Annotated in this window: 20 protein-coding genes; 10 read left to right on the forward strand and 10 right to left on the reverse strand. The window is 74.5% G+C overall.

Annotation, left to right across the window (positions count from 1 at the left end; genetic code table 11):
* Positions 1 to 29: 29 nt before the first annotated feature.
* The 4 genes from ACFVXN_RS01445 to ACFVXN_RS01460 form a co-directional block, all read right to left on the reverse strand.
* A complete protein-coding gene (locus tag ACFVXN_RS01445) occupies positions 30 to 1775 on the reverse strand; it encodes a diguanylate cyclase (RefSeq protein WP_389226134.1) in 1746 nt (581 codons plus the stop codon).
* 129 nt (positions 1776 to 1904) lie between these two features.
* Positions 1905 to 3092: an acetate/propionate family kinase gene (locus ACFVXN_RS01450; protein WP_389226137.1), complete on the reverse strand. Its 1188-nt coding sequence runs from the start codon at positions 3090 to 3092 to the stop codon at positions 1905 to 1907.
* Positions 3089 to 5164 carry a phosphate acetyltransferase gene (gene pta / locus ACFVXN_RS01455; protein ID WP_389226140.1) on the reverse strand — a complete coding sequence of 692 codons (2076 nt, stop codon included), beginning with the start codon at positions 5162 to 5164 and terminating at the stop codon, positions 3089 to 3091. Before pta ends, ACFVXN_RS01450 begins: the two co-directional genes overlap by 4 nt.
* 230 nt (positions 5165 to 5394) lie before the next feature.
* Positions 5395 to 7881: a phosphoketolase gene (locus ACFVXN_RS01460; protein ID WP_389226143.1), complete on the reverse strand. Its 2487-nt coding sequence runs from the start codon at positions 7879 to 7881 to the stop codon at positions 5395 to 5397.
* A 243-nt stretch (positions 7882 to 8124) separates the two neighbouring features.
* Between ACFVXN_RS01460 and ACFVXN_RS01465 the strand changes: the two genes are divergently transcribed.
* Positions 8125 to 9000 carry an SURF1 family protein gene (locus tag ACFVXN_RS01465; protein ID WP_389226146.1) on the forward strand — a complete coding sequence of 292 codons (876 nt, stop codon included), beginning with the start codon at positions 8125 to 8127 and terminating at the stop codon, positions 8998 to 9000.
* Between the two features lie 6 nt (positions 9001 to 9006).
* Here ACFVXN_RS01465 and ACFVXN_RS01470 read toward each other — a convergent pair whose 3' ends face one another.
* A complete protein-coding gene (locus ACFVXN_RS01470) occupies positions 9007 to 10740 on the reverse strand; it encodes an ABC transporter ATP-binding protein (protein ID WP_389226149.1) in 1734 nt (577 codons plus the stop codon).
* Entirely contained in the window at positions 10721 to 12625 is a 1905-nt protein-coding gene (locus tag ACFVXN_RS01475) for an ABC transporter transmembrane domain-containing protein (protein WP_389226152.1), read from the reverse strand. Before ACFVXN_RS01475 ends, ACFVXN_RS01470 begins: the two co-directional genes overlap by 20 nt.
* A 108-nt stretch (positions 12626 to 12733) precedes the next feature.
* Here ACFVXN_RS01475 and ACFVXN_RS01480 point away from each other — a divergent pair, with 108 nt between their 5' ends.
* Positions 12734 to 13162: a DUF3817 domain-containing protein gene (locus tag ACFVXN_RS01480; RefSeq protein WP_389226155.1), complete on the forward strand. Its 429-nt coding sequence runs from the start codon at positions 12734 to 12736 to the stop codon at positions 13160 to 13162.
* On the opposite strand, the gene ACFVXN_RS01485 is transcribed toward ACFVXN_RS01480, so the two are convergent.
* Positions 13146 to 14258: an acyltransferase family protein gene (locus ACFVXN_RS01485; RefSeq protein ID WP_389226158.1), complete on the reverse strand. Its 1113-nt coding sequence runs from the start codon at positions 14256 to 14258 to the stop codon at positions 13146 to 13148. The two genes, ACFVXN_RS01480 and ACFVXN_RS01485, sit on opposite strands and share 17 nt — an antisense overlap.
* Positions 14259 to 14424: 166 nt before the next feature.
* Between ACFVXN_RS01485 and ACFVXN_RS01490 the strand changes: the two genes are divergently transcribed.
* The 3 genes from ACFVXN_RS01490 (at position 14425) to ACFVXN_RS01500 (ending at position 17293) form a co-directional block, all read left to right on the forward strand.
* The gene (locus ACFVXN_RS01490) at positions 14425 to 14844 is read left to right on the forward strand and encodes a MerR family transcriptional regulator (protein ID WP_389226161.1); all 420 of its coding nucleotides are present in this window, start codon (positions 14425 to 14427) and stop codon (positions 14842 to 14844) included.
* A 19-nt stretch (positions 14845 to 14863) separates the two neighbouring features.
* Positions 14864 to 16471, forward strand: a complete 1608-nt coding sequence (gene guaA, locus ACFVXN_RS01495; RefSeq protein ID WP_389226164.1) for a glutamine-hydrolyzing GMP synthase — start codon at positions 14864 to 14866, stop codon at positions 16469 to 16471.
* 327 nt (positions 16472 to 16798) lie between these two features.
* Entirely contained in the window at positions 16799 to 17293 is a 495-nt protein-coding gene (locus tag ACFVXN_RS01500; RefSeq protein WP_389226167.1) for an aromatic ring-opening dioxygenase LigA, read from the forward strand.
* 90 nt (positions 17294 to 17383) lie between these two features.
* Here ACFVXN_RS01500 and ACFVXN_RS01505 read toward each other — a convergent pair whose 3' ends face one another.
* Complete coding sequence (locus ACFVXN_RS01505; RefSeq protein ID WP_389226170.1) at positions 17384 to 17986, reverse strand: hypothetical protein; 603 nt, start codon at positions 17984 to 17986, stop codon at positions 17384 to 17386.
* Positions 17986 to 19500 (reverse strand): PspC domain-containing protein, encoded by a 1515-nt coding sequence (locus ACFVXN_RS01510; RefSeq protein WP_389226173.1) that lies wholly within the window; start codon positions 19498 to 19500, stop codon positions 17986 to 17988. The genes ACFVXN_RS01505 and ACFVXN_RS01510 overlap by 1 nt, the downstream gene beginning before the upstream one ends.
* Positions 19501 to 19635: 135 nt before the next feature.
* Between ACFVXN_RS01510 and ACFVXN_RS01515 the strand changes: the two genes are divergently transcribed.
* Entirely contained in the window at positions 19636 to 20982 is a 1347-nt protein-coding gene (locus tag ACFVXN_RS01515) for a PspC domain-containing protein (RefSeq protein ID WP_389226176.1), read from the forward strand.
* On the forward strand, positions 20979 to 21638 hold the full coding sequence (locus tag ACFVXN_RS01520; protein WP_389226179.1) for a LuxR C-terminal-related transcriptional regulator: 660 nt from the start codon (positions 20979 to 20981) through the stop codon (positions 21636 to 21638). The genes ACFVXN_RS01515 and ACFVXN_RS01520 overlap by 4 nt, the downstream gene beginning before the upstream one ends.
* A 30-nt stretch (positions 21639 to 21668) precedes the next feature.
* Here the strand turns inward: ACFVXN_RS01520 and ACFVXN_RS01525 are convergent, their stop codons facing one another.
* Complete coding sequence (locus ACFVXN_RS01525; protein WP_389226182.1) at positions 21669 to 22118, reverse strand: DUF4190 domain-containing protein; 450 nt, start codon at positions 22116 to 22118, stop codon at positions 21669 to 21671.
* Between the two features lie 120 nt (positions 22119 to 22238).
* On the opposite strand from ACFVXN_RS01525, the gene ACFVXN_RS01530 reads away from it, so the two are divergent.
* The 3 genes from ACFVXN_RS01530 to ACFVXN_RS01540 all read left to right on the forward strand — a co-directional run bounded on the left by ACFVXN_RS01530 (position 22239) and on the right by ACFVXN_RS01540 (position 25982).
* Positions 22239 to 22589: a hypothetical protein gene (locus ACFVXN_RS01530; RefSeq protein WP_389226185.1), complete on the forward strand. Its 351-nt coding sequence runs from the start codon at positions 22239 to 22241 to the stop codon at positions 22587 to 22589.
* Positions 22590 to 22655: 66 nt separating this feature from the next.
* Entirely contained in the window at positions 22656 to 25223 is a 2568-nt protein-coding gene (pcrA, locus tag ACFVXN_RS01535) for a DNA helicase PcrA (RefSeq protein ID WP_389226188.1), read from the forward strand.
* A 90-nt stretch (positions 25224 to 25313) separates the two neighbouring features.
* The gene (locus ACFVXN_RS01540; protein ID WP_389226191.1) at positions 25314 to 25982 is read left to right on the forward strand and encodes an AIM24 family protein; all 669 of its coding nucleotides are present in this window, start codon (positions 25314 to 25316) and stop codon (positions 25980 to 25982) included.
* Positions 25983 to 26114: the final 132 nt, after the last annotated feature.

Raw genomic sequence — 26114 nt, forward strand, 5'->3', positions numbered from 1 at the left:
ACCGGCGGCGGCGGGCCCGCCCCCGCCGGTCAGGCCGGCGCGCAGGCGGTGCTGGACGTGCCGCCCGCGACCCGGGCGCCCGGGGACGAGCCCGGCCCGGCGGTGCCCTCCGGCACCACCCCGTCGAACTGCACCTGGTTCCGCCCGAGCCGCTTCGACCGGTACAGCGCGACGTCGGCGCGCGCGGCGAGCGTGTGGGCGGCCTCGGCGGGGGAGGCCATCGCCCCGCCGAAGCTCATGGTCACCCGCAGCCCGTGGGACAGCTCGTGCCACGGGTACGTGGCGATCGTCGCGCGGATGCGCTCGCAGACGGCCTGGGCCTGCTCCAGCGGCGAGTCGAGCAGCACCAGCGTGAACTCCTCGCCGCCGACGCGGGCGACGACGTCGCCGACCCGGACCGCGGCGGTCATGATCTGCCCGACGCGGCGCAGCACCTCGTCGCCGACCGGGTGGGAGTGCAGGTCGTTGACGGACTTGAACAGGTCGAGGTCCGCGACGACGTACGCGATCTCCTCCTCCCGCCCGAGCCGCGCGGCGAGGATCGCGTCCAGCCCACGGCGGTTCAGCAGGCCGGTCAGGGGGTCGTGGACGGCGTCGTGCTGGAGCGTCTCGTTGAGGGCGGCGAGCTCGGCGGCGCGCTTGCGGGCCTGGTCGCGGGCCTGGCGGACCCGCTCGACGTCGAGCTGCGCGTTGACCACGATGCCGCGCCGCTCGGCGGCCTGGTCGCGCTGGAGCATGACGGCCTCGTGGTACTGCCGGTGGGTGTCGAGCGCGGCCTGCAGGTCGCCGGCGTCCTCGTGGACCTGGACCAGCTCGAGCAGGACGTCGGCGCGCTCCATCGGCCGCAGGGTCTGCTCGGAGACCAGCAGACCGGAGTGCAGGGTGGCGCGCGCGCCCGCGTGGTCGCCGCGCAGCCGGCAGAGCCGGCCGTGCGCCGCGTGGTACCGGATCGTCAGGTAGCGGGCCTGCACGCGCGGCAGGGCGTGCGCGACCTCCTCCAGCGCGACGCCGGCGGCGTCGAGCTCGCCGCACGCCATCAGCGCGCGGGCGAGCCGCACCTGCGCCTCCGCGGCCATCCGCGGGTTGCCGGAGTCGCCGCCGTCGGCGTCGGGGACGCCGTGCGCCGCCTCGAGACCCTGGGTCGCGAGCGAGACCGCCCGCTCGGCGAGCGCGCGCGAGCGGACCGGGTCGGTCGCGGCCAGGGCGACGCTCTCGTCGGTGTCGAGCTTCGCGAGGCCGGACAGGGTCGCGCAGGTGCCGTCGGGGCGGTTCAGCAGCGGCCACAGGCGCGCGGCCTCGTCGAGCAGCTCCCGGGCCTTCTCCGGGAACCGGTTCATCGAGATGTAGGTGTCCGCGAGGTTGTTCAGCGCCGCGGCCATGCCCTCGGTGTCGTCCAGCTCGCGGCGGATCGCCAGGGACCGGTCGAGCAGCTCCAGGGCCGAGAGGTTGTCGCCGAACCCGTTGTAGACCGCCGCGAGACCCTGCAGCAGGCGGCCCTCCCAGGGGCGGACGCCGTGGGTGGTGCTCAGCTCGAGGGCGCGCTCCATCGCCGCGAGGGCCAGGGCGTCGTCTCCGAGGAGGTGGTGCGCCCAGCCCGCGTTGTACTCGAGCTCGATCTCGGGCTCGATCGCGTGCTCGGCCCGGGCCCGCTCGAGCAGCGGGGGGAGGGCCGCGACGCACAGCGCGGGCGCGGCGTCGCACAGGCGGTCGATCCGGTCGAGCTCCGAGCGCCAGGACGGCAGGCCGTCCCTCTGCGCCGCTCGGGCAGTCGTCATGTCTGTCTGTATCGGGAACGGGCCGCTCGGGGTGAAGGGGCGCCCCGGGTGAAACGGCGGAACGGTGAGACGCGGCGAGGGCCCGCAACCGCCGGTCGGCGGTGCGGGCCCTCGCACGGGCGTACCGGGTCAGGCGATGGTGGCGACCGCCTGGCGGGCGATCTCCAGCTCCTCGTTGGTCGGGATCACCAGCACGGTGACCTCGGCGCCGTCGGGGGAGATGACCTTCGGCTCCTTGATCCGGCCGACGTTGCGCTCGGGGTCGACCTGGATGCCGAGGCGCTCCAGGCCCGCGAGGGCGTTGAGCCGGACGATGTCGTCGTTCTCGCCGATGCCGGCGGTGAACGTGATGACGTCGACGTGGCCGAGCTCGGCGTAGTACTTGCCGACGTAGCCCTTGATCCGGTGGTAGTAGACGTCGAGGGCGGTCTTGACCCGCTCGTCGCCCGCGGCGACGGCGTCGTGGACGTCGCGCATGTCGGTGTAGCCGGACAGGCCGAGCATCCCGGACTTCCGGTTCAGCAGCTCGTCGAGCTGGTCGATGGTGTAGCCGCCGACCCGCGCGAGGTGGAACAGCACGGCGGGGTCGATGTCGCCCGACCGGGTGCCCATGACGAGGCCCTCGAGCGGGGTGAGGCCCATGGACGTGTCGATGCACGCGCCGCCGCGCACGGCGGACGCCGACGCGCCGTTGCCGAGGTGCAGCACGATGGTGTTGAGCTCCTCGAGCGGCTTGCCGAGGAACTCGGCGGTCGCGCGGGACACGTACAGGTGCGACGTGCCGTGGGCGCCGTAGCGGCGGATCTTGTACTGCGCGGCGACGTCCTGGTCGATCGCGTACGTGTACGCGGCCGGCGGCATGGTGCGGTGGAACGCGGTGTCGAACACCGCGACGTGCGGCAGGTTCGGGAACGCGTGCCGGGCGGCCTGCACGCCGGCGACGTTGGCCGGGTTGTGCAGCGGGGCCAGCGGGGACAGCGCGTCGATCTGCGCGAGCACCTCGTCGTCGATGACCGCGGGGCCGTCGAAGACGTCGCCGCCCTGGACGATCCGGTGGCCGACCGCGGTGAGGTCCTCCTCGCGGAGCTGCGGGCCCTGCTCCTCGAACAGGCCGAGGACGAGGCGCATGCCGGTCTCGTGGTCGGGCACGGGCTGCTCGAGGACCGTCGTGCCGGACGGGCCCTCGTGCTTGACCTTGCCGACCTCGAGGCCGATGCGCTCCACGATGCCGCTGGCGAGGGCGTCGCCGCTGGTGGCGTCGACCAGCTGGTACTTGATCGACGAGGAGCCGGAGTTGATGACGAGGACGTGGTTCACTTCGAGCCTTCCGAGGTCAGGGCCTGGGCCTGGATCGCCGTGATGGCGACGGTGTTGACGATGTCCTGGACCAGGGCGCCCCGGGACAGGTCGTTGACGGGCTTGCGCAGACCCTGGAGCACGGGGCCGACGGCGACCGCGCCGGCGGACCGCTGCACGGCCTTGTAGGTGTTGTTGCCGGTGTTGAGGTCGGGGAACACGAACACCGTGGCCCGGCCGGCGACCGCGGAGTCGGGCATCTTCGTCTGGGCGACGGAGGCGTCGACGGCGGCGTCGTACTGGATCGGGCCCTCGACGCTCAGGTCGGGGCGGCGCTCGCGGACCAGCTCGGTCGCGGTGCGGACCTTGTCGACGTCCGCGCCGGAGCCGGACGAGCCGGTGGAGTAGGACAGCATCGCGATCCGCGGCTCGATGCCGAACTGCGCGGCGGTCTCGGCCGAGGAGATCGCGATGTCCGCGAGCTGCTCGGCGGTCGGGTCCGGGTTCACGGCGCAGTCGCCGTAGACCAGGACGCGGTCCTCGAGGCACATGAGGAAGACGGACGACACGACCGAGGTGCCGGGGAGCGTCTTGATGATCTCGAAGGACGGCTTGATGGTGTGGGCCGTGGTGTGCGCGGCGCCGGAGACCATGCCGTCGGCGAGGCCGAGCTGGACCATCATCGTGCCGAAGTACGACACCGAGGAGACGATCTCGCGGGCGCGCTCGACGGTCATGCCCTTGTGCTTGCGCAGCTCGGTGTACTCGGCGGCGAACCGCTCGAGCAGCTCGCCGGCCTTGGGGTCGATGACGTGCGCGGCGGTGAGGTCCAGGCCGAGCTCGGTGGCGCGGCGGCGGATCGCGGTCTCGTCGCCGAGGATCGTCAGCTCGGCGACCTCGCGCTGGAGCAGCGTGGAGGCGGCGCGCAGGATGCGGTCGTCGCTGCCCTCGGGCAGGACGACGTGCTTGCGGTCGGACCGCGCCCGGTCGAGCAGCTCGTACTCGAACATCAGCGGCGTGACGACCTCGGGGGCCGGCACCTCGAGCGCGGCCAGGGCCTCCTCGGCGTCGGTGTGCTTCTCGAACAGCGCGAGCGCCGTGTCGACCTTGCGCTGCGAGTCCGCGGACAGCCGGCCGCGGGTGCTCGCCGCGGCGCTGGCCGAGCGGAACGTGCCGAGGTCGGTGCGGATCACCGGCAGCTTGCTGCGCAGGCCGTCGACCAGGCGGGACACGACGGCCGGGGGCTCGAACCCGCCGTTGAGGATGATGCCGGACAGCGACGGGAAGCCCTCGGCGGCGTGCGCGGTGAGCAGGCCGAGCAGGATGTCCGAGCGGTCGCCGGGGACGATCACGACGACGCCGTCGGACAGCCGCTCCAGCAGGTGCTCGATCGACATGGCGCCGACCAGGACCTCGGTGGACTCGCGGGACAGCAGCTGCGCGTCGCCGCCGATCAGGGTGCCGTCGACCGCGTCCATCAGCTGGCGCACGGTGGGGGCGACGAGGAACGGCTCCTCGGGCAGGGCCCAGGCGGTGGCGCGGGTGGAGAGCTCGGCGCGGACGGCGTCGAGGTTGGCGGGGTCGCACCGGTTGGCGACGATCGCGACGACCTGGGCGTGGCCGGCCTCGAGCTCGTTCGCGGCGACCTCGGCGACCTGGCGGACCTCCTCGGGCGTGCGGCCCTGGCCCTTGACGCACAGCAGCACGGGCGCGCCCAGGTTGGCGGCGATCCGGGCGTTGAAGCCCAGCTCGGCGGGGCCGGCGATGTCGGTGTAGTCGGTGCCGACGATGACGACGACGTCGCACTGGCGGGCGACCGCGTGGTACCGGCTGACGATCGTGGCGAGCGCCGCCTCGGGGTCGGCGTGCACGGCCTCGTAGGTGGTGCCGACGCAGTCCGCGTACGACAGGTCCACGCCGTCGTGGGCCAGCAGCAGCTCGAGCACGTAGTCCGGGGTCTCGGTGGACCGCGCGATCGGGCGGAACACGCCGACCTTCTGCACGGTGCGGGTCAGCAGGTCGACGAGGCCCAGTGCCACGGTCGACTTGCCGGTGTCCCCCTCGGGGGAGGTGACGTAGATGCTGCGGGCCACGGGTGCGGCTTCTTCCTCTTCGAGATCCGGGGGTCGCCCGGCGGGGCAAAGGTGGTGGGATGAATTCTGCCGGACGTGAGCCGCCGGGGCGAGGAGCGAGCCGGTGACCCGTGCCACGCCGGGGGCCCGCGACCGGCGCTGACAGCCCTGCCGGCCCACCGTCCGTGACCTAGGTCCCGGACGGCCGATGGCCCGCACCGGTGCGGTGCGGGCCATCGGCCTCGTGCTCACTACTCGTTGTCACCACCGGTCGCGGCGGTGGCGTTCTGCTGCGGGCCCCCGACCTCGGTGCCGGTCTCGCCGGCGTCGGGCCAGACCCAGTCGCGCACCTCGGGGAGGTCCTCGCCGTGCTCGCGGGTGTACTCGTGCGCCCGGAGCCGCGCGTCGACCATGCGCTGCCGCAGGCCCGCGTGCTTGGAGCCGAGCGACGGCGTCTGGTCGATGACGTCGATCACCAGGTGGAACCGGTCGAGGTCGTTCAGCATGACCATGTCGAACGGCGTCGTGGTCGTGCCCTCCTCCTTGTACCCCCGCACGTGGATGTTCTTGTGCCCCTTGCGGCGGTACGTCAGGCGGTGGATCAGCCACGGGTAGCCGTGGTACGCGAACACGATCGGCTTGTCGGTCGTGAACAGCGTGTTGAAGTCGCGGTCCGACAGGCCGTGCGGGTGCTCCCGCTCGTCCTGCAGGCGCATGAGGTCCACGACGTTGACGACGCGGACCTTGAGGTCCGGCAGCTCGCGGCGCAGGATGTCGGCCGCGGCCAGCACCTCGAGCGTCGGGACGTCGCCGGCGCAGCCCAGGACGACGTCCGGGTCCTCGCCCTCGACCTCGGTGCCGGCCCACTCCCAGATGCCCAGGCCGCGGGTGCAGTGCGCGACGGCCTCGTCCATCGTGAGGAAGTTCGGCGCGGGCTGCTTGCCGGACACCACGACGTTGACGTACTGCCGGCTGCGCAGGCAGTGGTCGTACGTCGACAGGAGGGTGTTCGCGTCCGGCGGCAGGTACACCCGGACGATCTCGGCCTTCTTGTTCACCACGTGGTCGATGAAGCCCGGGTCCTGGTGGCTGAAGCCGTTGTGGTCCTGGCGCCACACGTGGCTGGACAGCAGGTAGTTCAGGCTCGCGATGGGCCGGCGCCACGGGATGTGGTTCGTGACCTTCAGCCACTTCGCGTGCTGGTTGAACATCGAGTCGACGATGTGGATGAACGCCTCGTAGCTCGTGATCAGGCCGTGGCGGCCCGTGAGCAGGTAGCCCTCCAGCCAGCCCTGGCACTGGTGCTCGGACAGCATCTCCACGACGCGGCCCATCCGGGCCAGGTGGTCGCCCTCGTCCGTCGGCAGGTACTCGGCGTTCCACACCTTGTCGGTGACGTCGAAGACGGCCTGCAGGCGGTTCGAGGCGGTCTCGTCCGGGCCGAAGATCCGGAAGTTGTCCGGGTTCCGGCGGATCACCTCGGTGAGGTACTTGCCCAGCTCGCGCGTCGCCTCGGAGATCGAGCCGCCGGGCACCGGGACCTCGACCGCGAAGTCGCGGAAGTCGGGCAGCCGGAGGTCCTTGAGCAGCAGCCCGCCGTTGGCGTGCGGGTTGTCGCTCATCCGCAGCGTCCCGGGGGGCGTCAGCGAGGTGATCTCGGCCTTGATCGAGCCGTCGGCCTCGAACAGCTCCTCCGGCTTGTACGACTGCAGCCAGTCCTCGAGGACGTGCAGGTGCTCGTCGGTGTCGCGGGCGCTGGCGAGCGGCACCTGGTGCGAGCGCCAGGAGGCCTCGACCTGCTTGCCGTCGATGACGGGCGGGCAGGTCCAGCCCTTCGGGGTCTTGAAGATGATCATCGGCCACGACGGGCGGGTCTCGTCGCCCGCGGCCGCGCGGGCCTTGATCTCGGCGATCTCGTCCATGACGGTGTCGAGCAGCTCGGCGAACCGGGCGTGCACCGCGGCGTGGTCCTCGCCGTCGAACCCGCCGACGAACAGGTGCGGCTTGTGGCCGTACCCGGTCATCAGGGCGAGCAGCTCCTCCTCGGGGATGCGCGCCAGGACCGTCGGGTTGGCGATCTTGTACCCGTTGAGGTGCAGGATCGGCAGGACGACGCCGTCCGCCTTCGGGTCGATGAACTTGTTCGAGTGCCAGGACGTCGCCAGCGGGCCGGTCTCGGCCTCGCCGTCGCCGACGACGGCCGCGACCAGCAGGTCGGGGTTGTCGAACACCGCGCCGTACGCGTGGGACAGCGCGTAGCCGAGCTCGCCGCCCTCGTGGATCGAGCCGGGGGTCTCCGGGGCCACGTGGCTCGGGATGCCGCCCGGGAACGAGAACTGCCGGAACAGCCGGCGCACGCCCTCGGCGTCCTGCGTGATGTCGGAGTAGACCTCGGAGTACGTGCCGTCCAGGTACGCGGAGGCGACGAGACCCGGGCCGCCGTGGCCGGGGCCGGTGAGGTAGAGGGTGGACTGCTCGCGCTCCGCGATGACGCGGTTCAGGTGCGCGTACAGGAAGTTCAGACCCGGGGTGGTGCCCCAGTGCCCCAGCAGGCGCGGCTTCACGTGGTCACGCGTGAGCGGCTCCCGCAGCAGCGGGTTGTCCAGCAGGTAGATCTGCCCCACCGACAGGTAGTTCGCCGTCCGCCACCAGGCGTCGATGCGTCGGAGCGTCTCGTCCGAGACGGGCTGGCCGGAGCCGGTCCGCCAGGTGGCGAGCTGCGACGTCGTCGTACTCATGTCTCTCCCCGTTGTCGCGCAACCACGGATGTGCCGTGGGTCCGGACGTGCTCCCCCCGGACGACCACCAGCCTTGCGGCGCGTCGCGCCGTTTCCCGGGACGTCCGACCTACCCGCCCCGTGGCCGCCGCGGCGGCCTCTGCCATCCAACCCCATCGGTTCACCCGCGGCGAGCCCCCGGGCGGACCCTGGGGACGACGGGCGGCGAGGCGACCCCCCAGGTCCGCCGGGTACCGTGCTGCGGTGCCCGACACCCCGCCCGACGCGCCCGCAGCCGGCGACGCGCCCGCGTCGGGAGCCCCGGACCGCCCGACCCTGTGGCAGGTCGCCCGCACCCCGCGGATGATCGGCCTGCTGGTCCTGTTCCTCGCCGCCGCGGCGGTCTGCGGCCGCCTCGGGGCGTGGCAGCTGGAGCGCGCCGAGGTCCGCGGCGCGCGCGCCCAGGCCGAGCGGCTCGCGGAGATCGAGGCCCAGCCCGCCGTCCCGCTCGAGGACGTGCTGGCGCCGCAGTCCCCGTTCGACGGCGGGCTCGTCGGCCGGCACGTCGAGGTCACGGGGGAGTACGACGCCGCCGGCCAGCTGCTCGTCACCGACCGGGCGCTGGGCGGCCGCACCGGCTACCTCGTGCTGACCCCGCTGCGGGTCGCGTCCGACGACCCCGCCGCCGACGGCGCCGTGCTGCCCGTGGTCCGCGGCTGGGTCGCGAGCGGTGACGCGAGCGACCCGCTGGTCGCGGTGCCCGACGGCGAGGTGCGGGTGACCGGCTACCTCCAGGGCTCCGAGGACTCCGGCCAGCCGCACGACGCCGCGGAGCCGGGCACGACGGACAGCATCTCGTCCGCCGAGCTGCTGGGCGTGTGGGGCGGGCCGATCTGGACGGGCTACGCGGTGCTCACCGACGCCGACCCCGCGCAGGCAGCCGGCATCGAGCTGCTGCCGCCGCCGACGCGCTCCGGCACCGGGCTGAACATCCAGAACCTCGGGTACGCGGCGCAGTGGTTCGTGTTCGGCGGGTTCGCGGTGTTCCTGTGGGTGCGGCTGCTCAAGGACGAGCAGCTGCGCGACGAGGAGCCGGACGAGTCAGCGGGCGCGGCTCCCGCAGGACCGGCGTCGGCGTAGCGGGCCCTACTCCCGCTGCCACGACCGCCACAGCGACGCGTACTCCCCGCCCGCGGCCACCAGGTCGTCGTGCGGACCGATCTCGCTGATCCGTCCCGCGTCCACCACGGCGACCCGGTCGGCGTCGTGCGCCGTGTGCAGGCGGTGCGCGATCGCGACGACCGTGCGGCCCTCGAGCACCGCGGACAGCGACCGCTCGAGGTGCCGGGCGGCGCGCGGGTCGAGCAGCGACGTGGCCTCGTCGAGGACGAGGGTGTGCGGGTCGAGCAGCACGAGCCGTGCGAGCGCGACCTGCTGGGCCTGCGCCGGGGTGAGCGGGAACCCACCCGAGCCGACCTCGGTCTCGAGGCCTTGAGGAAGGGCCTCGACCCAGTCCCACGCGTCGACCGCCCGGAGCGCGCGCTCCAGCGCGGCGTCGTCGGCGCCGGTGTCCGCGAGGCGCAGGTTGTCGGCGAGCGGCCCGACGAACACGTGGTGCTCCTGGGTCACCAGGGCGACGTGCCCGCGCAGCTCGTCGAGCGGCAGGTCGACGAGCGGCACGTCACCGACGGTCACGGTGCCGCCGGTGGGCGGGTGGATGCCCGCGAGCATCCGGCCGAGCGTGGACTTCCCGGCGCCGGACGGGCCGACGACCGCCAGCCGCTCCCCGGGACGCAGGGCGAGGTCGACGCCGTGCAGCACGTCGTGGCCGGGGCGGTAGGCGTACCGGACGCCGGTGGCCTCGACGTCGTCGCCCTCGGGGCGGGCGTCCCGGGCGGTGCGGTCGGGGGCGACGTCGGCGACGCCGAGGATCCGCGCCAGGGACGTCGCACCGACCTGGATCTCGTCGAGCCAGAAGATCAGCTCGCCGATCGGGTGGATGACCTGGGTCGCGTACAGGGCGATCGTGGTGACCGCGCCCACCGTGGCGTCCCCGGTCGACACCAGGTAGGCGCCCCAGGCCAGCACCGCCACGACCGGCAGCACGAACGACAGGTCGACCCCGGGGAACAGCACGGTGCGGAGGTCGAGCGTGCGGCTCTCGGCGGCGAACGCCTCGCGCAGGTCCGCGTCGACCCGGGCCCGGCGTCGCGCCCCGAGCCCGAGGGCGTCGACCGTGCGCGCGCCCTCGACCGACTCGGTGATCGTGCCGTTCAGCGTGGCGTACGCGGCGGACTCGCGCAGGTAGGCGGGCGCCGCGCGGCGCAGGTACCAGCGGGTCACGGGCAGCAGCAGCGGCAGGCCCGCGAGCAGCCCGAGCGCGACCAGGGGGCTGGTCAGGACCGCGGCGACCACGGTGAGCGTGATGGTCGCGACGGTGACGAGGATCCGCGGCACGCCGAACCGGACCGTGTACTGGACGCGGTCGATGTCCGTGGTGGTCCGCGCGACCAGGTCCCCGGTGCCGGCGCGCTCGACGGTGGACAGCGGCAGCCGGGTCACGGTGCCGACGAACTCCTCGCGCAGGTCCGCGAAGACCGTCTCCCCGAGGACCATCGCGGAGCGCTGTGCGTACCGGATCAGCACGGTCTGGGCGAGGACGGCCACGACGAGCACGAGCACGGTGCGGTCGACCGCCGACGCCGTCGTGCCCGCGACCACCGCGTCGACCAGCCGGCCGAGCAGCCACGGGCCCGCCAGCCCGGCCGTCGCGGCCAGGACGTGCAGCACCACCACCACGGCCAGGCCGCGACGGTGCCGGCGCAGCAGGGCCGTGGTGTGGCGGCGCAGCGCGGGTCCGTCAGCGACGGGCAGCTTCACGGGGTGCCTCCTGGTCGGTGCCCGGCTCGGTGCCCGGCTGGGTGCCCGGTCCCGGGCGGGGCGCGGGGACGTCGGCGGGGTCGTCGGCGCGCGACACGACGGCGCGGTACGCCCGGCCGACGTCGTCCGCGGCGGTGACGAGGTCGCGGTGCCGCCCGGTGGCGACGACGCGCCCGTCGCGGACCAGGGAGACCTCGTCCACCGCGTCCAGCACCAGCGGGCTCGCGGTGACCACCACGGTCGTCGACCCGCGGCGGGCGTCGGCGAGTCGGCGCGCGATCCGGGCCTCGGTGTGCGCGTCGACCGCGCTCGTCGGCTCGACCAGCACCAGCACCTCCGCGCCGGTCAGCAGCGCCCGGGCGAGGGCGACGCGCTGCCGCTGCCCGCCGGACAGCGACCGGCCCTTCTCCTCGACCTCGCCGTCGAGCCCGCCGGGCACGGAGTCGAGGACGTCGCCGGCGTCCGCGGTGGTCATCGCGGTGCGCAGGTCGTCGCGCGAGGACCCGCCGCGCACGTCGAGCTCGTCGGCGAGCACGCCGGTGAACAGGTGCGGCGTGGACTCGGCGACCACGACCCGGCCGCGCACCTCGGCGAGGGCGAGCCGGTCCAGCACGGTGCGTCCCCACCGCACGCGGGACAGCGGGACGTCGGCGGGGTCGGGCCGCGCCGGCCGCGTGGCCTCCGCACCCGCGTCGTCGGCGTCCTCGTCGCCCGTGCCGACCCGGGGCGGGCCCATCCGGCCGAGCCGCAGCGCGATCCGCGCGGACTCGTCGGGGTCGGCACCGACCAGGGCGGTGAGCCGGCCGGGCGCGGCGACGAACCCGCTGGCCTCGTCGACCAGCGGCTCGCCGGGCGGCGGTCCGGCCTGGGGCTCCGCGGGGTCGTCGGAGCCCGCGGCCGGCACGGACAGCGCGCCGATGATCTTGCGGGCGCCGACGACCGCGCGGGTGGTGACGCGGATGGCCTCGCTGGCGGTCCACAGCGGCTGCGTGAGGAACGCCGCGAACCCGTAGAACGACACGAGCTGCCCCGGCGTGATCCGGCCGTCCAGCGCGAGCCGCGCCCCCGCCCACACCACCACCGCGAGGAACAGCCCGGGCAGCAGCGTCTGGAGGGCGTCGAGCAGCGACTGGGTCTGCGACACCCGGACCCCCGCGGCGCGCACCCGCTGCGACTGCGCCCGGTACCGCGCCGCGAACACGTCCTCGCCGCCGATGCCGCGCAGGATGCGCAGCCCCGAGACGGTGTCGGCGCCGAGCGTCGTCAGGCGGCCGGTGGCCTCGCGCTGCTCGGACTGCCGCTTCTGCAGGGCGGGCACGAGCGACGACAGCACGCCGACGACGACCGGCAGCCCCAGCAGCACGAGCAGCCCCAGCGGCACCGACGTGCGCAGCAGGACCGCCCCGAGCGTCAGGTACGCGGCCACCCCGCCGACGAGCCGCGGCAGGATCGCGAACACCTCGCCCATCCGCAGCGCGTCCGAGGCGACGGTCGCGACGACCTCGCCCGTGGGCAGCCGGGCGGTGATCGCGTCGCCGGTGCGCGTGACGTGGTGGCCGATCTGCTGCGAGGACGCGAACGCCGCGCGCAGCCAGTTCTCCACCTCGAGCCGGTGTCCCCAGACGTTCGCCCCGACCTGGACCAGGCCCAGCCCGGCGAGCCCGAGGCAGCCGAGCCACAGCGCCCGCCCGAGCCCCGCGTCCAGCCCGCCGTCCACGACGCGGCCGAGCTGCCAGGGCATCAGCGCGGCGGCGACGTTGCCGACCACGGCCACGGCCGTCGCCCCGAGGAGCACGCCGAGCTGGCGGCGCGCCTGCCAGAACATGAGGCGCAACGGGCCGGTGAGCGGCGGGTGCCCGGGGTCGGGGAGGGGAAGGGGTCGCACGGCCGACCACGCTACGGGTGACCCCCGACACAGCGACACGGGTTTTGGGCTCGGGGTGGGCGAGAATCGGCAGCGCACCCGCGATCCCGCCGAGAGGACCTCCCCGTCATGACCGAGCCCACCGGCCAGCCGACCCCCGCGACCGCGCAGCCGGCCCCCGCGCCCGCCGCCCCGGCGCCGCGTCCCGCGCCCGCCGGGTCCGCCGGACGCCTGACGCGCTACCGGGTGATGGCGTTCGTCACCGGCACGATGCTGCTGGTCCTGTGCCTGGAGATGGTCCTCAAGTACGTGTTCCACGCGGGTGGGGTCGACGCCTCCGGGTCCCCCGAGCCGGTGCTGGGGACCTGGATCGCGATCGTGCACGGCTGGATCTACGTGGTGTACCTGGTCACGGTCGTCCAGCTCTGGTCCGCGATGCGCTGGTCGCTGGGCCGGCTGGCGACGATGGCGCTCGCGGGCGTCGTGCCGGTGATGTCGTTCGTGCTGGAGCGGCGGGTGCACGCCGAGGCGGTCGCGCGGATCACGCCGGGGCGCTGACCTCCCTCGCCGTGACCGCCCGCCGCGCACGCCACCGGGCGACCGGACGCTCGACGAGCCACCAGCTCGCGGTCGCCGCGATCAGGGTCAGCCCCAGCACCGCCACCGCGCCGGGGAGGTCCTCGGGGTGGCCGAACCAGCGCGCGAGGGCGCCGTTCCACAGGTACGCCGCGTAGGACACGGTGCCCAGCGCCACGGCGGGCCGCAGCGCCGGCGTCGGCAGGCGCCGCCAGCGGGACGTGTACGAGATCAGCACGACGGTCGCGACGGCCACCGTCGGGACGCCCAGCACGTACCAGGACGTGTGCGACGCCAGACCGGGCAGCAGCGTCCCCGCGAGCAGCGCGACGACGACGCCCACCTCGAGCGTCCGGCGGGCGCGTGGCGACCCGGGCAGCCCGCGCGCCAGGGCGTCGCGGCCGAGGTACCCGGCGCAGCCGATCAGCAGGGCGGCACCCCACGACGAGGGCAGGGCGTAGACGCGCGCGACGTTAGGGACGACGAGCAGCAGCGTGAGCAGGCAGGCCAGGAGCGTGCCGACCACCGCCCAGGCGACCGCGGCCCGCAGCAGCCCCCGCCGCCAGGCCCAGAGCAGCAGCAGCGGCCAGACCAGGTAGAACTGCTCCTCCGTCGCCAGGGTCCAGAAGTGGTAGAGCGACTCGCTGCCGTGCGGCAGACCGGGGACGTTGATCGTGTAGGTCAGCGCGGCGACCAGCGACTCGGGCACGAGGTGCGCCTCGCCGAGGACGTCGAATGCGCCCTCGACCACCACGTAGCCCGCGAGCATCAGCAGCAGCGGCGGGTACAGCCGCAGCGCCCGTGCGGCGTAGAACCGCCCGAACCGCACCCGGCCGTGCCGCTCGAGCTCGCGCACCAGGACACCGGTGATGAGCCAGCCGGACAGCGCGAAGAAGATCGTCACCCCGAGGACGCCCGCCGCGCCGAACCGGTCGGGGGCGGCGTGGTTGAGCAGCACCAGGGCGACGGCGAACCCGCGCAGGGCGTCCAGCCCGGGCAGCCGCGCGGGGCGGGTGCCACCGGGCACGGCGGCGGCGTGGCCGGTGCCCGGCAGGGCGGGTGCGACATCATCTCTCACGCAACGGAAGGTATGCCGACCAGGCCGGGCCGGGGAACACCCGCGTCCCGAGCGGCCACGACCCGCACCGGATCTTCACACCGCCGCACCGACGCTCACGTGAGAGGAGGGTCGCGTCACCCGTGGCTATGCTGACGGCGCCACAGACCCGACAGGAGGTGCCGCCGTGCCGCTGCAGCACATGCAGATCGGCGAGGTCGCGGAGCGCACCGGGCTGTCCCTGCGCACGATCCGCTACTACGGCGAGGTCGGTCTGGTCCGGCCATCGGCCCGCACCCACGGCGGCTTCCGCCTGTACACCGAGCCCGACATCGCACGCCTGGAGCTGATCAAGCGCATGAAGCCGCTCGACTTCTCCCTCGACGAGATGGGCGACCTGCTCGGGGTGCTCGACCGGCTGAACGAGCCCGGCCTCACCCAGGAGGACCACGACGCCCTCCTGGAGCGGCTCGTGATGTACCGGCTGGCGGCCGAGGAGCGGGCCCGGGCGCTGCGCGAGCAGCTCGCGGTGGCCGAGGACTTCCACGAGAGCCTGCGCACCGAGATCAGCCGGCAGCGCCGGATCGGCGACCGCTCCGGCTCCTGAGGCGCACTACCCTGGTGGGGTGACCGACGCCTCCGCCGTGCCCCTGCCCGCCCCGGACCAGCCGGACCAGCACCGGCCCGTCCTCGTCGTCGACTTCGGCGCCCAGTACGCGCAGCTGATCGCCCGCCGCGTCCGCGAGGCGAACGTCTACTCCGAGATCGTCCCGCACACCGCGTCCGTCGCCGAGCTCGTCGCCAAGGACCCGGCCGCGATCATCCTGTCCGGCGGGCCGTCGTCGGTGTACGCGGACGGCGCGCCGTTCGTCGACCCGGCGCTGTTCGACGCGGGCGTCCCGGTGCTCGGCATCTGCTACGGGTTCCAGGCGATGGCCAAGGCGCTCGGCGGCACCGTCGCCCAGACCGGCAACCGCGAGTACGGCGGCACGCCCGTCGAGGTCGTCGCGGGCGGCACGGTGCTCGCCGGCAGCCCGGACGAGCAGACCGTCTGGATGAGCCACGGCGACGCGGTGCACGCCGCGCCCGAGGGCTTCGAGGTGCTCGCGACGTCGGCCGGCTCGCCGGTGGCGGCGTTCGAGAACCGGGAGCGCCGCCTGTTCGGCGTCCAGTGGCACCCCGAGGTCAAGCACTCCCCGCTGGGGCAGCGCACGATCGAGCACTTCCTCTACGAGGGCGCGGGCCTGGCGCCGGACTGGAACCCCGGCAACGTCATCGCCGAGCAGGTCGAGCGGATCCGGGCGCAGGTCGGCGACGCCCGCGTCGTCTGCGGGCTGTCGGGCGGCGTGGACTCGTCCGTCGCGGCCGCGCTCGTGCAGAAGGCGGTGGGGGACCAGCTCACCTGCGTGTTCGTCGACCACGGCCTGCTGCGGACCGGTGAGGCCGAGCAGGTCGAGCAGGACTTCGTCGCCTCGACCGGCGTGAACCTCAAGGTCGTCGACGCCCGCGAGCAGTTCCTGCAGGCGCTCGCCGGGCACACCGACCCGGAGACCAAGCGCAAGATGATCGGCCGCGAGTTCATCCGCGTGTTCGAGGCGGCGGCGCGCGAGGTCGTCGAGGAGGCCGGTGCGCACGGCGAGGAGGTCAAGTTCCTCGTGCAGGGCACGCTGTACCCGGACGTCGTGGAGTCCGGCGGCGGCGAGGGCGCGGCGAACATCAAGTCGCACCACAACGTCGGCGGCCTGCCCGACGACCTGCAGTTCGAGCTGGTCGAGCCGCTGCGCACCCTGTTCAAGGACGAGGTCCGCGCGGTCGGCCTGGAGCTCGGCGTCCCCGAGGCGATCGTCTGGCGGCAGCCGTTCCCCGGCCCCGGCCTGGGCATCCGCATCATCGGCGAGGTCACGCAGGAGCGGCTCGACGTGCTCCGCGCCGCGGACCTCATCGCCCGCGAGGAGCTGACCCGCGCCGGCCTGGACCGCGAGATCTGGCAGTGCCCGGTGGTGCTGCTCGCCGACGTGCGCTCCGTGGGCGTGCAGGGCGACGGCCGCACCTACGGCCACCCCGTGGTGCTGCGCCCGGTGTCGTCCGAGGACGCGATGACCGCCGACTGGACCCGCCTGCCCTACGAGACGCTCGCGGTCATCTCGACCCGGATCACCAACGAGGTGCCGGAGGTCAACCGCGTGGTGCTCGACGTGACGAGCAAGCCGCCGGGCACCATCGAGTGGGAGTGACGCGCGGCTCGACCCCGCGCGTGCGACGGCCCGGCACCCCGAACGGGGTGCCGGGCCGTTCCGGTGTCACCGCGGCGACGCCGTTCCTGGCTGCGACCAGGACCTATGTCCTAGGCTGAATGGGTGCGGGGCCGTGGGACCAAAGGCCTGATCTGCGGGAATCCGCACTTTGTGCACGCAGTCACGAAGCGGAACTGGGCCGCAGGCATGACCTACGTCCCGCATCGCGGCCGCCGGGGGTAGCAGGCTCTCTCCCGTGGGGCTCGCAGGTTCCACCGGATCGGCCGACGGCCGGTCCGCACCGGGGGTATCTGAAGGGAACACCACATGTCTACCGTGGCAGCGACGGGCGGCTCGAAGGCTGCTCGCGTCATCGGCATCATCTCCGCGATCGCCGGCATCGTCCTGGTCATCGCCGGCGGCGTCACCTGGGGCATGATCTCCAGCCACCTCGCGGACGAGAAGATCACCGTCTCCGAGGACGCCGCGGCGTTCGGCGGCCAGTCGGTCACCAGCCCGTGGACCGCGTTCGCGCAGGCCGACATCATCGCCGAGCACGCGCTCAAGGCGACCGACGGCAAGACCTACGCCGAGCTCGAGCAGGACGACCCGCTGCGGACCGTCGCGATGAACGGCTCGTTCCTGCGGGCCTCGCTCTTCACCTCGGTCGTCGCGTTCGGCGTCGCCGCGCTGGTCATGGGCCTCGGCATCATGTTCGTCCTGGTGGGCTACGCCCTCTTCGTCCTGGCCGGCCGCAAGGTCGCCACGGTCGTCGAGCCGCGGGACGCCACGACGGTCACCGGCGAGGGCCTCAAGGCCTGATCCACGCACCGCACGCACGCAGGGCCGGGACCCCCACGAGGTCCCGGCCCTGCGTCGTGCCCGGCCTGCGTCGTGCCTCGGCGTGACGGGTCAGCGACCCGCTGCGCCGGTCCCGGCCGGGGTGGCGGTGCGGCCCTCGCGGCCGCGGCGGCGCGCCGAGCTGACGACGGACCCGACCAGCAGCGCCACACCTGCGGCGGCGAGCAGCACGATCAGCGCGAGCTGGCCGTCGATCTCCGCCCCCGCAGCGAGCGCGAGGATGCCGATGCCGACGGCCGCGACCACCAGGCCCCACACGACGGTCCCGGCCCGCGGGCCGCGGTCCTCGGGCAGGGGGAGCGGCGGGAGCGCTGCGGCGGGCGGCGCGGGGGAGGCGGCGGGCGGCGTCGGGGTCGCGGCCCACCGGGCGGCTGCCGGGCCGGGGGCCGAGGCGGCGGGCGCCGGGGCCGGAGCGGGGTCGACGACGTGCTCGTCGGCGTCCGCCTCGACCGTGCCGAACGTGCGCGTGGCGTCCACGGCGTCGATCTGCTGGGTCTCGTCCGCGTCGATGCGCTGCGTGGCGTCGACGGTGTCGAGCCGCTGCGTCTCGTCGGTGCCGGGGTCGGTCCCGCCGACCGGGATCCGCTCGGTCGCGTCCTGCGGCCGGGTGCCGTCCTCGGGGGTGTCGCCGGGGGTGCGGTCGGTGCTGGTCATCAGTTCTCCTCGATGGTGATGCTGCCGATGCCGAGGTCCACGGACAGCGCGATCTGCGCGTCCCGGCCCTCCGACACGGCGTCGCTGGTGAACCGGCGCTGGTTGCCGACGCCGTCGCTGCCGGACGAGCGGCCGTCGACGAGCCACTCGATCTCCCCGGCGCCGGAGGTCACCTCCGCGCTCACGGCGGCGCCCTCCGGGACGATGACGCGGACGTCGCCGACGCCGCCGTCGATCGGCACGACGAGCGTGTCGTCGGTGAGCGGGACCTCGGTCAGGTCGACCACGGCGTTGCCGATGCCGAACGAGAACCCGTCCTCGGCGTCCGCGCGGGAGGTCACCGTGACGTCGTGGTCGCGGAACGAGGGACCGTCGTCCCAGGTGACGTCGTCGCCGTCGCCGAACGCGACGGCCGGGCCCGCGACGACGATGCCGACGATCGCGAGGGCGGTGAGCCCGCCGCCGGTGCGGCCCCGCAGGCCTGACACGATGATCCCGAGCCCGACCAGCAGCACCGAGCCGCCGACGACCACGGACGCGATCGGGCCGGTGTAGGCGCCGGTGCGGTCGGCGACCAGCAGCAGCGCGAGGCCGATGAGGATCACGCCGACCACCACGCCCGTGACGGCGGTGCCGGGACCGCGGCGGGGCGGCTTCGGGGGACGCACGGGCCGCGGCGGCGGGCCCTGCGGGGGCACCGGGGGCTGGGCGGACCAGCCGCGCGGCGGTGCGGGCGGCGGACCGGCGGACCAGGTCGGCGCCGGGCCGGGGTAGGACGGGCCGGTGGGCGCGGGCCCGGCGTGCTGCTGCCCCGGGTAGGTCGGGGCGGGGGAGGACGCGCTCGCGTACGGCGGGCGCGGTGCCTCGGCGCCCGCGGGGCGCGGCGTGCTCGCCGCGGGGGTGGGGCCCACGGGGCCGGTGCTGCTCATCGGGGACGGTCCTTCCTGGTACGGGGGCTGCCACGCGGGCGGGCCCGGGCGGCCCACCCGGTCGCGGCGCAGGGCGTTGACGAGGATCACGCAGCCGGCGACGATCGCCGCGACCCACGCGAGGCCGCCGAGCCAGCCGGAGTCGAACGGGCCCCAGCTGAACCACCAGTCGCCGGCGCTCAGGCCGAGGACGACCAGGGCGATCGCCCCGAGCAGGGCGATGTCGAACCGGCCCCGGATCGTCTCCTCGAGGTGGATCCGGCCGTCGGACTGCTCGGGCAGGAGCGCCCACGCCAGGCCGTAGAGCACGAGGCCGAAGCCCATGAGCATCGTCACGCCGACCAGGCCGCGGGCCAGCAGCGGGTCGATGCCGAACCGGGTGGCGACGCCGCCGGCGACCCCGCCGACCCAGCGGTCGGAGGACCGGGACACGCCGGTGCGGCGGATCGCCGCGAAGAAGCCGTTCATCCCGCTGCCGTCGGTCGGGGGTGCCGGGGGCGGCACCGGGCCCGGGGCGCTGTGCCCACCCGGCCCGCCCAGCGGCGTGCCGGTGCCGGACCCGTGGTCGGCGCTGTCGTTCGTCATGCTCCGATCCTGCTCGCCGGGGGACCCCGGGGGCATCGGGTACCCCCCTGATCCGCCCCTGAGTGCACCCGGGGGCGCCCCTGGTCCTGGTCCGGGTGGCGTCCGGGGGGCGCGGTGACGTGTGACGATCGGGGCATGGAACCGACGACCCGGCTGCCGCTGCGCCGCCCCGAGCGCGGCCGCGTGCTCGGCGGGGTCGCGGCCGCGGTCGCGCTGCACCTCGACGTGTCCGTGCGGATGGTGCGGCTGCTGCTCGTGCTGCTCGTGCCGTTCGGGGGCGTGGGCGTGCTGCTCTACGTGTTCTGGTGGGTCACCGTGCCCGTCGGGGACGCGGTCGCGGTCGCCGAGGCCGAGCGGCCGGCGGCCCTGTCCCGCCTCGCCCGGCAGCAGGAGAGCGAGGTCGTCGTCCGGCTGCGGCGGCTGCCGTGGACCCAGATCGCGATCGGCGTGGCGCTGCTCGCCGGCGCCGTCGCGCTGCTGCTGGCCCGGTCCGGTGCGGACGTGGTCGGCAGCTGGGTGGTGCCCGTGCTGCTGCTCGTCGCGGGCGCGGCGCTCGCGTGGAGCCAGCTCGACGCGGTCCAGCGGGAGCGCCGTGGCGGGCTGCGCGGGCCGGTCAGCGTGCTGCGCCTGGTCGGCGGGCTCGTGATCGCGGGCGTCGGCGTGCTGCTGCTGGTCGGCCAGGAGGCGACGCCCGGGACGCTCGTGCAGTCGATGATCGCCGCGGTCGCGGTGCTGGGCGGCGTCGCCCTGGTGCTCGCGCCGTGGTGGCTGCGCCTGGTGCGGGAGCTCGGCGACGAGCGTGCCGCGCGGGCCCGCGAGTCCGAGCGCGCCGACATCGCGGCGCACCTGCACGACTCCGTGCTCCAGACGCTCGCGCTGATCCGGGCGCGCGCCGACGACCCGACCGAGGTCGCCCGGATGGCCCGCGCGCAGGAGCGCGAGCTGCGGGCGTGGCTCTACGACGACCGCCCGGAGCCGGGCACGTCGGTCGCGGCGGTGCTGGCCGCGATCGTCGCCGAGATCGAGGACACCCGGACCGGACCCGACGGCGAGGCCGTCACCATCGAGACGGTCGTGGTCGGCGACACCGCGCCGGACGCGAACACCGACGCGCTGCTCCAGGCCACCCGGGAGGCGCTGCTGAACGCGGTGCGGCACGGCCGCCCGCCGGTGTCGCTGTACCTGGAGGCCGGACCCGAGGAGGTCGAGGTCTTCGTCCGGGACCGCGGGGAGGGGTTCGACCCCGACGCCGTGCCCGCCGACCGGTTCGGGGTGCGCGAGTCGATCCTCGGCCGGGTGCGCCGGCGCGGCGGTCGTGCGGCGGTGGTGTGCAAGGACGGCGGCGGCACGGAGGTGCGGCTGCGGGTGCCGCTGGACCGTGGGGCGCCGCACGGCGCACCCGCGACGGGTGGCGCGCAGGCGACGCCGGGCGGGGGCGGGCCGACCGGTCCCGCCGACGACGAGAGGACGGTGCAGGCATGAACGACGCCCCGGTCGACGTGGTGCTGGTCGACGACCACCTGATGTTCCGCGCGGGGGTGAAGGCCTCGCTCGACGCGCGGGTGCGCGTGGTCGGCGAGGCGGCGACGGTCGACGAGGCCGTGCAGGTCGTGCACGCGACCCGGCCGCCCGTCGTGCTGCTCGACGTGCACCTGCCCGGCGGGGACGGCGGCGGCGGCGCCGAGGTGATCCGCGCGTGCCAGGACCTGCTGGCGGGGACCCGGTTCCTCGCCCTGTCGGTGTCCGACGCGGCGGAGGACGTGGTCGCGGTGATCCGCGCGGGCGCCCGGGGGTACGTGACCAAGGCGATCTCCGGACCCGACCTGTGCGACGCCGTGCTGCGCGTCGCCGGCGACGACGCGGTGTTCTCGCCCCGGCTCGCCGGGTTCGTGCTGGACGCGTTCGGCACGGCGGCCGGCGACGTCGCGACCGGCGACGACGAGCTCGACCGCCTGTCCGCCCGCGAGCGCGAGGTCATGCGGCTGATCGCCCGCGGCTACTCCTACCGCGAGGTCGCCGGGGAGCTGTTCATCTCGATCAAGACCGTCGAGACCCACGTGTCGGCCGTGCTGCGCAAGCTGCAGCTGTCGTCCCGGCACGAGCTGACCCGGTGGGCGGCGGCGCGCCGGCTGCTCTGAGGCGGCCGGTGCCCGCCGCCCACCGACGGGTCAGACGTTGCAGGTGTAGGTGACGCCGTCGACCTGGTGGACGCCGTCGCCGAGCTCCGCGCAGGTCTGGAAGATGCCGACGAACAGGCCGGTGAAGCCGAACGCGACGACCACACCGACGACCAGCCACAGCGCGCCGACCACGATCCCGGCGATCGCCAGGCCGCGCCCCGAGGCCGTGCCGCGCCGGACCCGCACGAGCGCCACGATGCTGAGGACGAGCCCGACCAGGGCCGTGCACCCGAGGACGGACGTCACGAGCCCGGCGATCGCGAGCGTGGCGGACGGCTGCGCGGGGGAGGGCGCGCCCGGGCCGGGGTACGCGCCACCGGGGGCGGGGTAGGCCGCACCGGGGGCGGGGTACGCGCCACCGGGGGCGGGGTAGGCCGCGCCGGGGGGCGGCACGGGCTGGTCGGGGGTCGAGTACGGCGGCGGGACGGGCGTCGACATGGGGCCTCGTTCGTGCAGGTGGGGACGGGGTGCGCGGCGCTGCCGCGTCCGGCATCGTCGCACGGCGGCGTGGGACGATGGGCCGGACGCCCCCCCTCGTCCCACCCCGGGAGGACCCCCATGGATCTCGTCTACGGCCTGCTCGTCGTGCTGCACCTGGTCGGCTGGGCCATCGTGCTCGGCGGCTGCCTGGTGACCCTGCGCACGTCGGAGCTCCCGAAGGGCGCGCTGCACGGCGCCCTCACCGCCCTCGTCACCGGCATCGTGATGGTCGGGCTGCGCTCGGCCGAGGTCGGCGACCTGGAGCCTCCGGACAACGCCAAGATCGCGGTGAAGCTGCTGGTCGCGCTGGTCGTGACCGGGCTGGTCTGGTACGGCAGCCGCAAGCCCGAGAAGGTCACCCGCGGGACCGTCGGCGCGGTGCTCGGGCTGACGCTCGTCAACGTGCTGGTCGCCGTCCTCTGGCGGTGACGGTGCCGCCGGCCGTACCGGCCCGGCTCGGCCGTGTCGGTGGGGACGCCTAGGCTGGATCCCGCCATGACGTCGCTCTTCGAGAACCTCCCGCTGCCCGGACTCGCCCTCTCCGACCTCGGTCGCCTGCCGGCTGCCGTACCGCCGCGTGCCGACGCGGCGGACGACGCCGACGCCCGCCCGGACCGGCGCGACGAGACCGGGCACGGCCGTGCCCCGTCCGTCGACGCGGAGGCGCTGCTGGACGGGCTGAACCCCGAGCAGCGCGCCGCGGTCCTGCACCACGGGGGTCCGCTGCTCATCGTCGCGGGCGCCGGGTCGGGCAAGACGCGGGTGCTGACCCACCGGATCGCGCACCTGCTCGCCACCCGGCGGGCCCGGGCGGGCGAGATCCTGGCGATCACGTTCACCAACAAGGCCGCGGCCGAGATGCGCGAGCGGGTCGCCGCGCTGGTCGGGCCGTCCGCGCGGTCGATGTGGGTCTCCACGTTCCACTCCGCGTGCGTGCGGATCCTGCGGCGCGAGGCGACGACGCTGGGCCTGCGCACCTCGTTCTCGATCTACGACGCGGCGGACTCGCAGCGGCTGCTCACCCTGGTCGCCCGGGAGCTCGACCTCGACCCCAAGCGGTACCCGCCGAAGGCGCTGGCGTCGAAGATCTCGAACCTCAAGGACGAGCTGGTCGACCCCGAGCAGTTCGCGGCGACGTCCGGCGGCGCGTCCGGCAGCGACTTCGACCAGGCGCTCGCGCAGGTCTACACCCGCTACCAGCAGCGGCTGCGGCAGGCGAACGCACTGGACTTCGACGACCTCATCATGACGACGGTCCACCTGCTGCAGGCGTTCCCCGCGGTGGCCGAGCACTACCGGCGCCGGTTCCGGCACGTGCTCGTCGACGAGTACCAGGACACCAACCACGCCCAGTACGTGCTGGTCCGCGAGCTCGCCGGCGCGGGGACGGAGGACGACGGGCTGCCGCGGGGCGAGCTCACGGTCGTCGGTGACGCGGACCAGTCGATCTACGCCTTCCGCGGCGCGAGCATCCGCAACATCATGGAGTTCGAGGCCGACTACCCGGACGCCACGACGATCCTGCTCGAGCAGAACTACCGGTCGACGCAGACCATCCTGTCGGCCGCCAACGCGGTGATCAGCAAGAACGCGGGTCGCAAGCCGAAGCGGCTGTGGACCGACTCCGGCGCCGGCCCGAAGATCGTCGCCTACGTCGCGGACAGCGAGCACGAGGAGGCCCGCTTCATCGCGGAGGAGATCGACCGCCTCGGCGACTCCGACGGGGTGCGCCCCGGCGACGTCGCGATCTTCTACCGGGCGAACGCGCAGTCGCGCGCGCTGGAGGAGGTGCTGATCCGCGTCGGCCTGCCGTACAAGGTGGTCGGCGGCACCCGGTTCTACGAGCGGCGGGAGATCAAGGACGCCGTGGCGTACCTGCGCGCGGTCGCGAACCCGGACGACGACGTGAACCTGCGCCGGATCCTCAACGTCCCGAAGCGCGGGCTGGGGGACCGGTCGGAGTCGATGGTCGCCGCGTTCGCCGAGCGCGAGCGCATCTCGTTCGGCGCCGCGCTGGACCGGGTCGAGGAGGTCCCGGGGCTCGGCACCCGCGCGATCACGGGGCTGCGCGGGTTCGCGCAGATGATGGCGGACATCCGCGACCTGGTGGAGTCGGGCGCCGGCCCCGCGGAGATCCTCGGGGTGGCGCTCGACCGCAGCGGCTACCTCGCCGAGCTGCGCGCCAGCGAGGACCCGCAGGACCAGACCCGCGTCGAGAACCTGGCCGAGCTGCACGCCGTCGCGACCGAGTTCGAGCAGGCCGAGCCCGAGGGCGACCTCACGGACTTCCTCGAGCGGGTGTCGCTGGTCGCGGACTCCGACCAGATCCCCTCCGACGACGGTGGCGACGACGACGGCGAGGCGAAGCCCGACCAGGGCGTCATCACGCTGATGACGCTGCACACCGCGAAGGGCCTGGAGTTCCCGGTGGTGTTCCTCACCGGCATGGAGGACGGCACGTTCCCGCACATGCGGTCGCTCGCCGACACCGACCAGCTCGCCGAGGAGCGGCGGCTCGCGTACGTCGGGCTCACCCGCGCCCGGCAGCGGCTCTACATCTCGCGCGCCGCGGTGCGCACCGCGTGGGGCGTGCCGAACGAGTTCCCGCCGAGCCGGTTCCTCGACGACCTGCCCGACGACCTCGTCGACTGGCGGCGCCGCGAGTCCAGCAACGACCGGTTGCGTGGCCCCGGCGGGTTCCTCGGCGGCCGGTCCGGGTACGCGTCCGGATCGGGCTACGGCGGGTCCGGCAGCGGCTCGGGCGGGTCCGGGTCGAGCGGGTCCGGGTCGGGCGGCTGGAAGAAGAGCACCGCCGCGTCCCGCGCGGGCCAGCCCACGAAGGCGCCCGGCTCCGGCGGGGCGACCTTCGGCTCCGCCACCCCGCGTCCGGACGCCGCGATCCCGACGCTCGCGATCGGCGACCGGGTGACGCACGACGCCTACGGGCTGGGCACGGTGGTCGCCGTCGAGGGCGGCGGGCCCAACGCGGTCGCGAAGGTCGACTTCGGCACCGAAGGCACGAAGCGTCTGCTGCTGCGGTACTCGCCCGTCACCAAGCTGTGAGGGCCGGCGGGCGCTGACGTCCGCCGGGCGCCGACGTCCGAACGGGTGGACCGGGCCGCGCGCCGCAGCCCGGTCCGGCATGATCGGCCTATGCGCAGCCCACTGTTCGACCAGGTCAACGCCGAGGTCCAGACCGCCGACCGCTTCACCCTGCAGAGCTCGAAGATGCTCAAGGTGACGCTCGGCCCCGACGTGCTCGCGGCGAAGGGCGCGATGGTCGCCCACCAGGGCCAGGTCCAGTTCCACCACGAGTCGTCCGGTTCGCTGGCCCGGTTCGTCAAGCGCGCGATCAGCGCCGACGACCAGCCGCTGATGCGGGTCTCCGGTCCCGGCGAGGTGTTCTTCGCCCGCGCGGCCGAGACGGTGTTCCTGCTCCAGCTCGAGGGTGACGCGATCAGCGTCGGCGGGTCGTCGCTGCTGGCGTTCGACGCCGAGCTGCAGTGGGACATCCACCGCACCAAGGGCGCGGGGATGATGACCGGCGGGTTCTTCAACACCCTGATCCAGGGTCACGGCATGGTCGCGATGACGTCGCACGGCCAGCCGATGATCCTCGACTGCTCGCAGCAGCCCACGTACGTCGACCCGAACGCCGCGGTCTGCTGGTCGGCGAACCTCACCCCGGGCGTCGTGTCGAGCATGAACGTCAGCTCGCTGCTGCGCGGCGGCACCGGCGAGGCGTTCCAGTACGCGTTCCACGGCCCGGGCTTCGTCGTCGTGCAGCCGTCCGAGGGCTACCCGGTCGCCCCCACGGCCTGACCCGCTCGACCGACGTGCCCCGCACCCGCCCGCGGGGTGTGTGGAAGGGTCCTGGCCCGACCACCCAGCCGGGCGGGCAGGACCCGACCACGAGTAGGCCCACGGGGCCCCGGCCACCGCCACCGGGCGCCC

It is taken from the genome of Cellulomonas sp. NPDC058312 (assembly GCF_042880135.1).
In the GTDB taxonomy this organism is placed as follows: domain Bacteria; phylum Actinomycetota; class Actinomycetes; order Actinomycetales; family Cellulomonadaceae; genus Cellulomonas.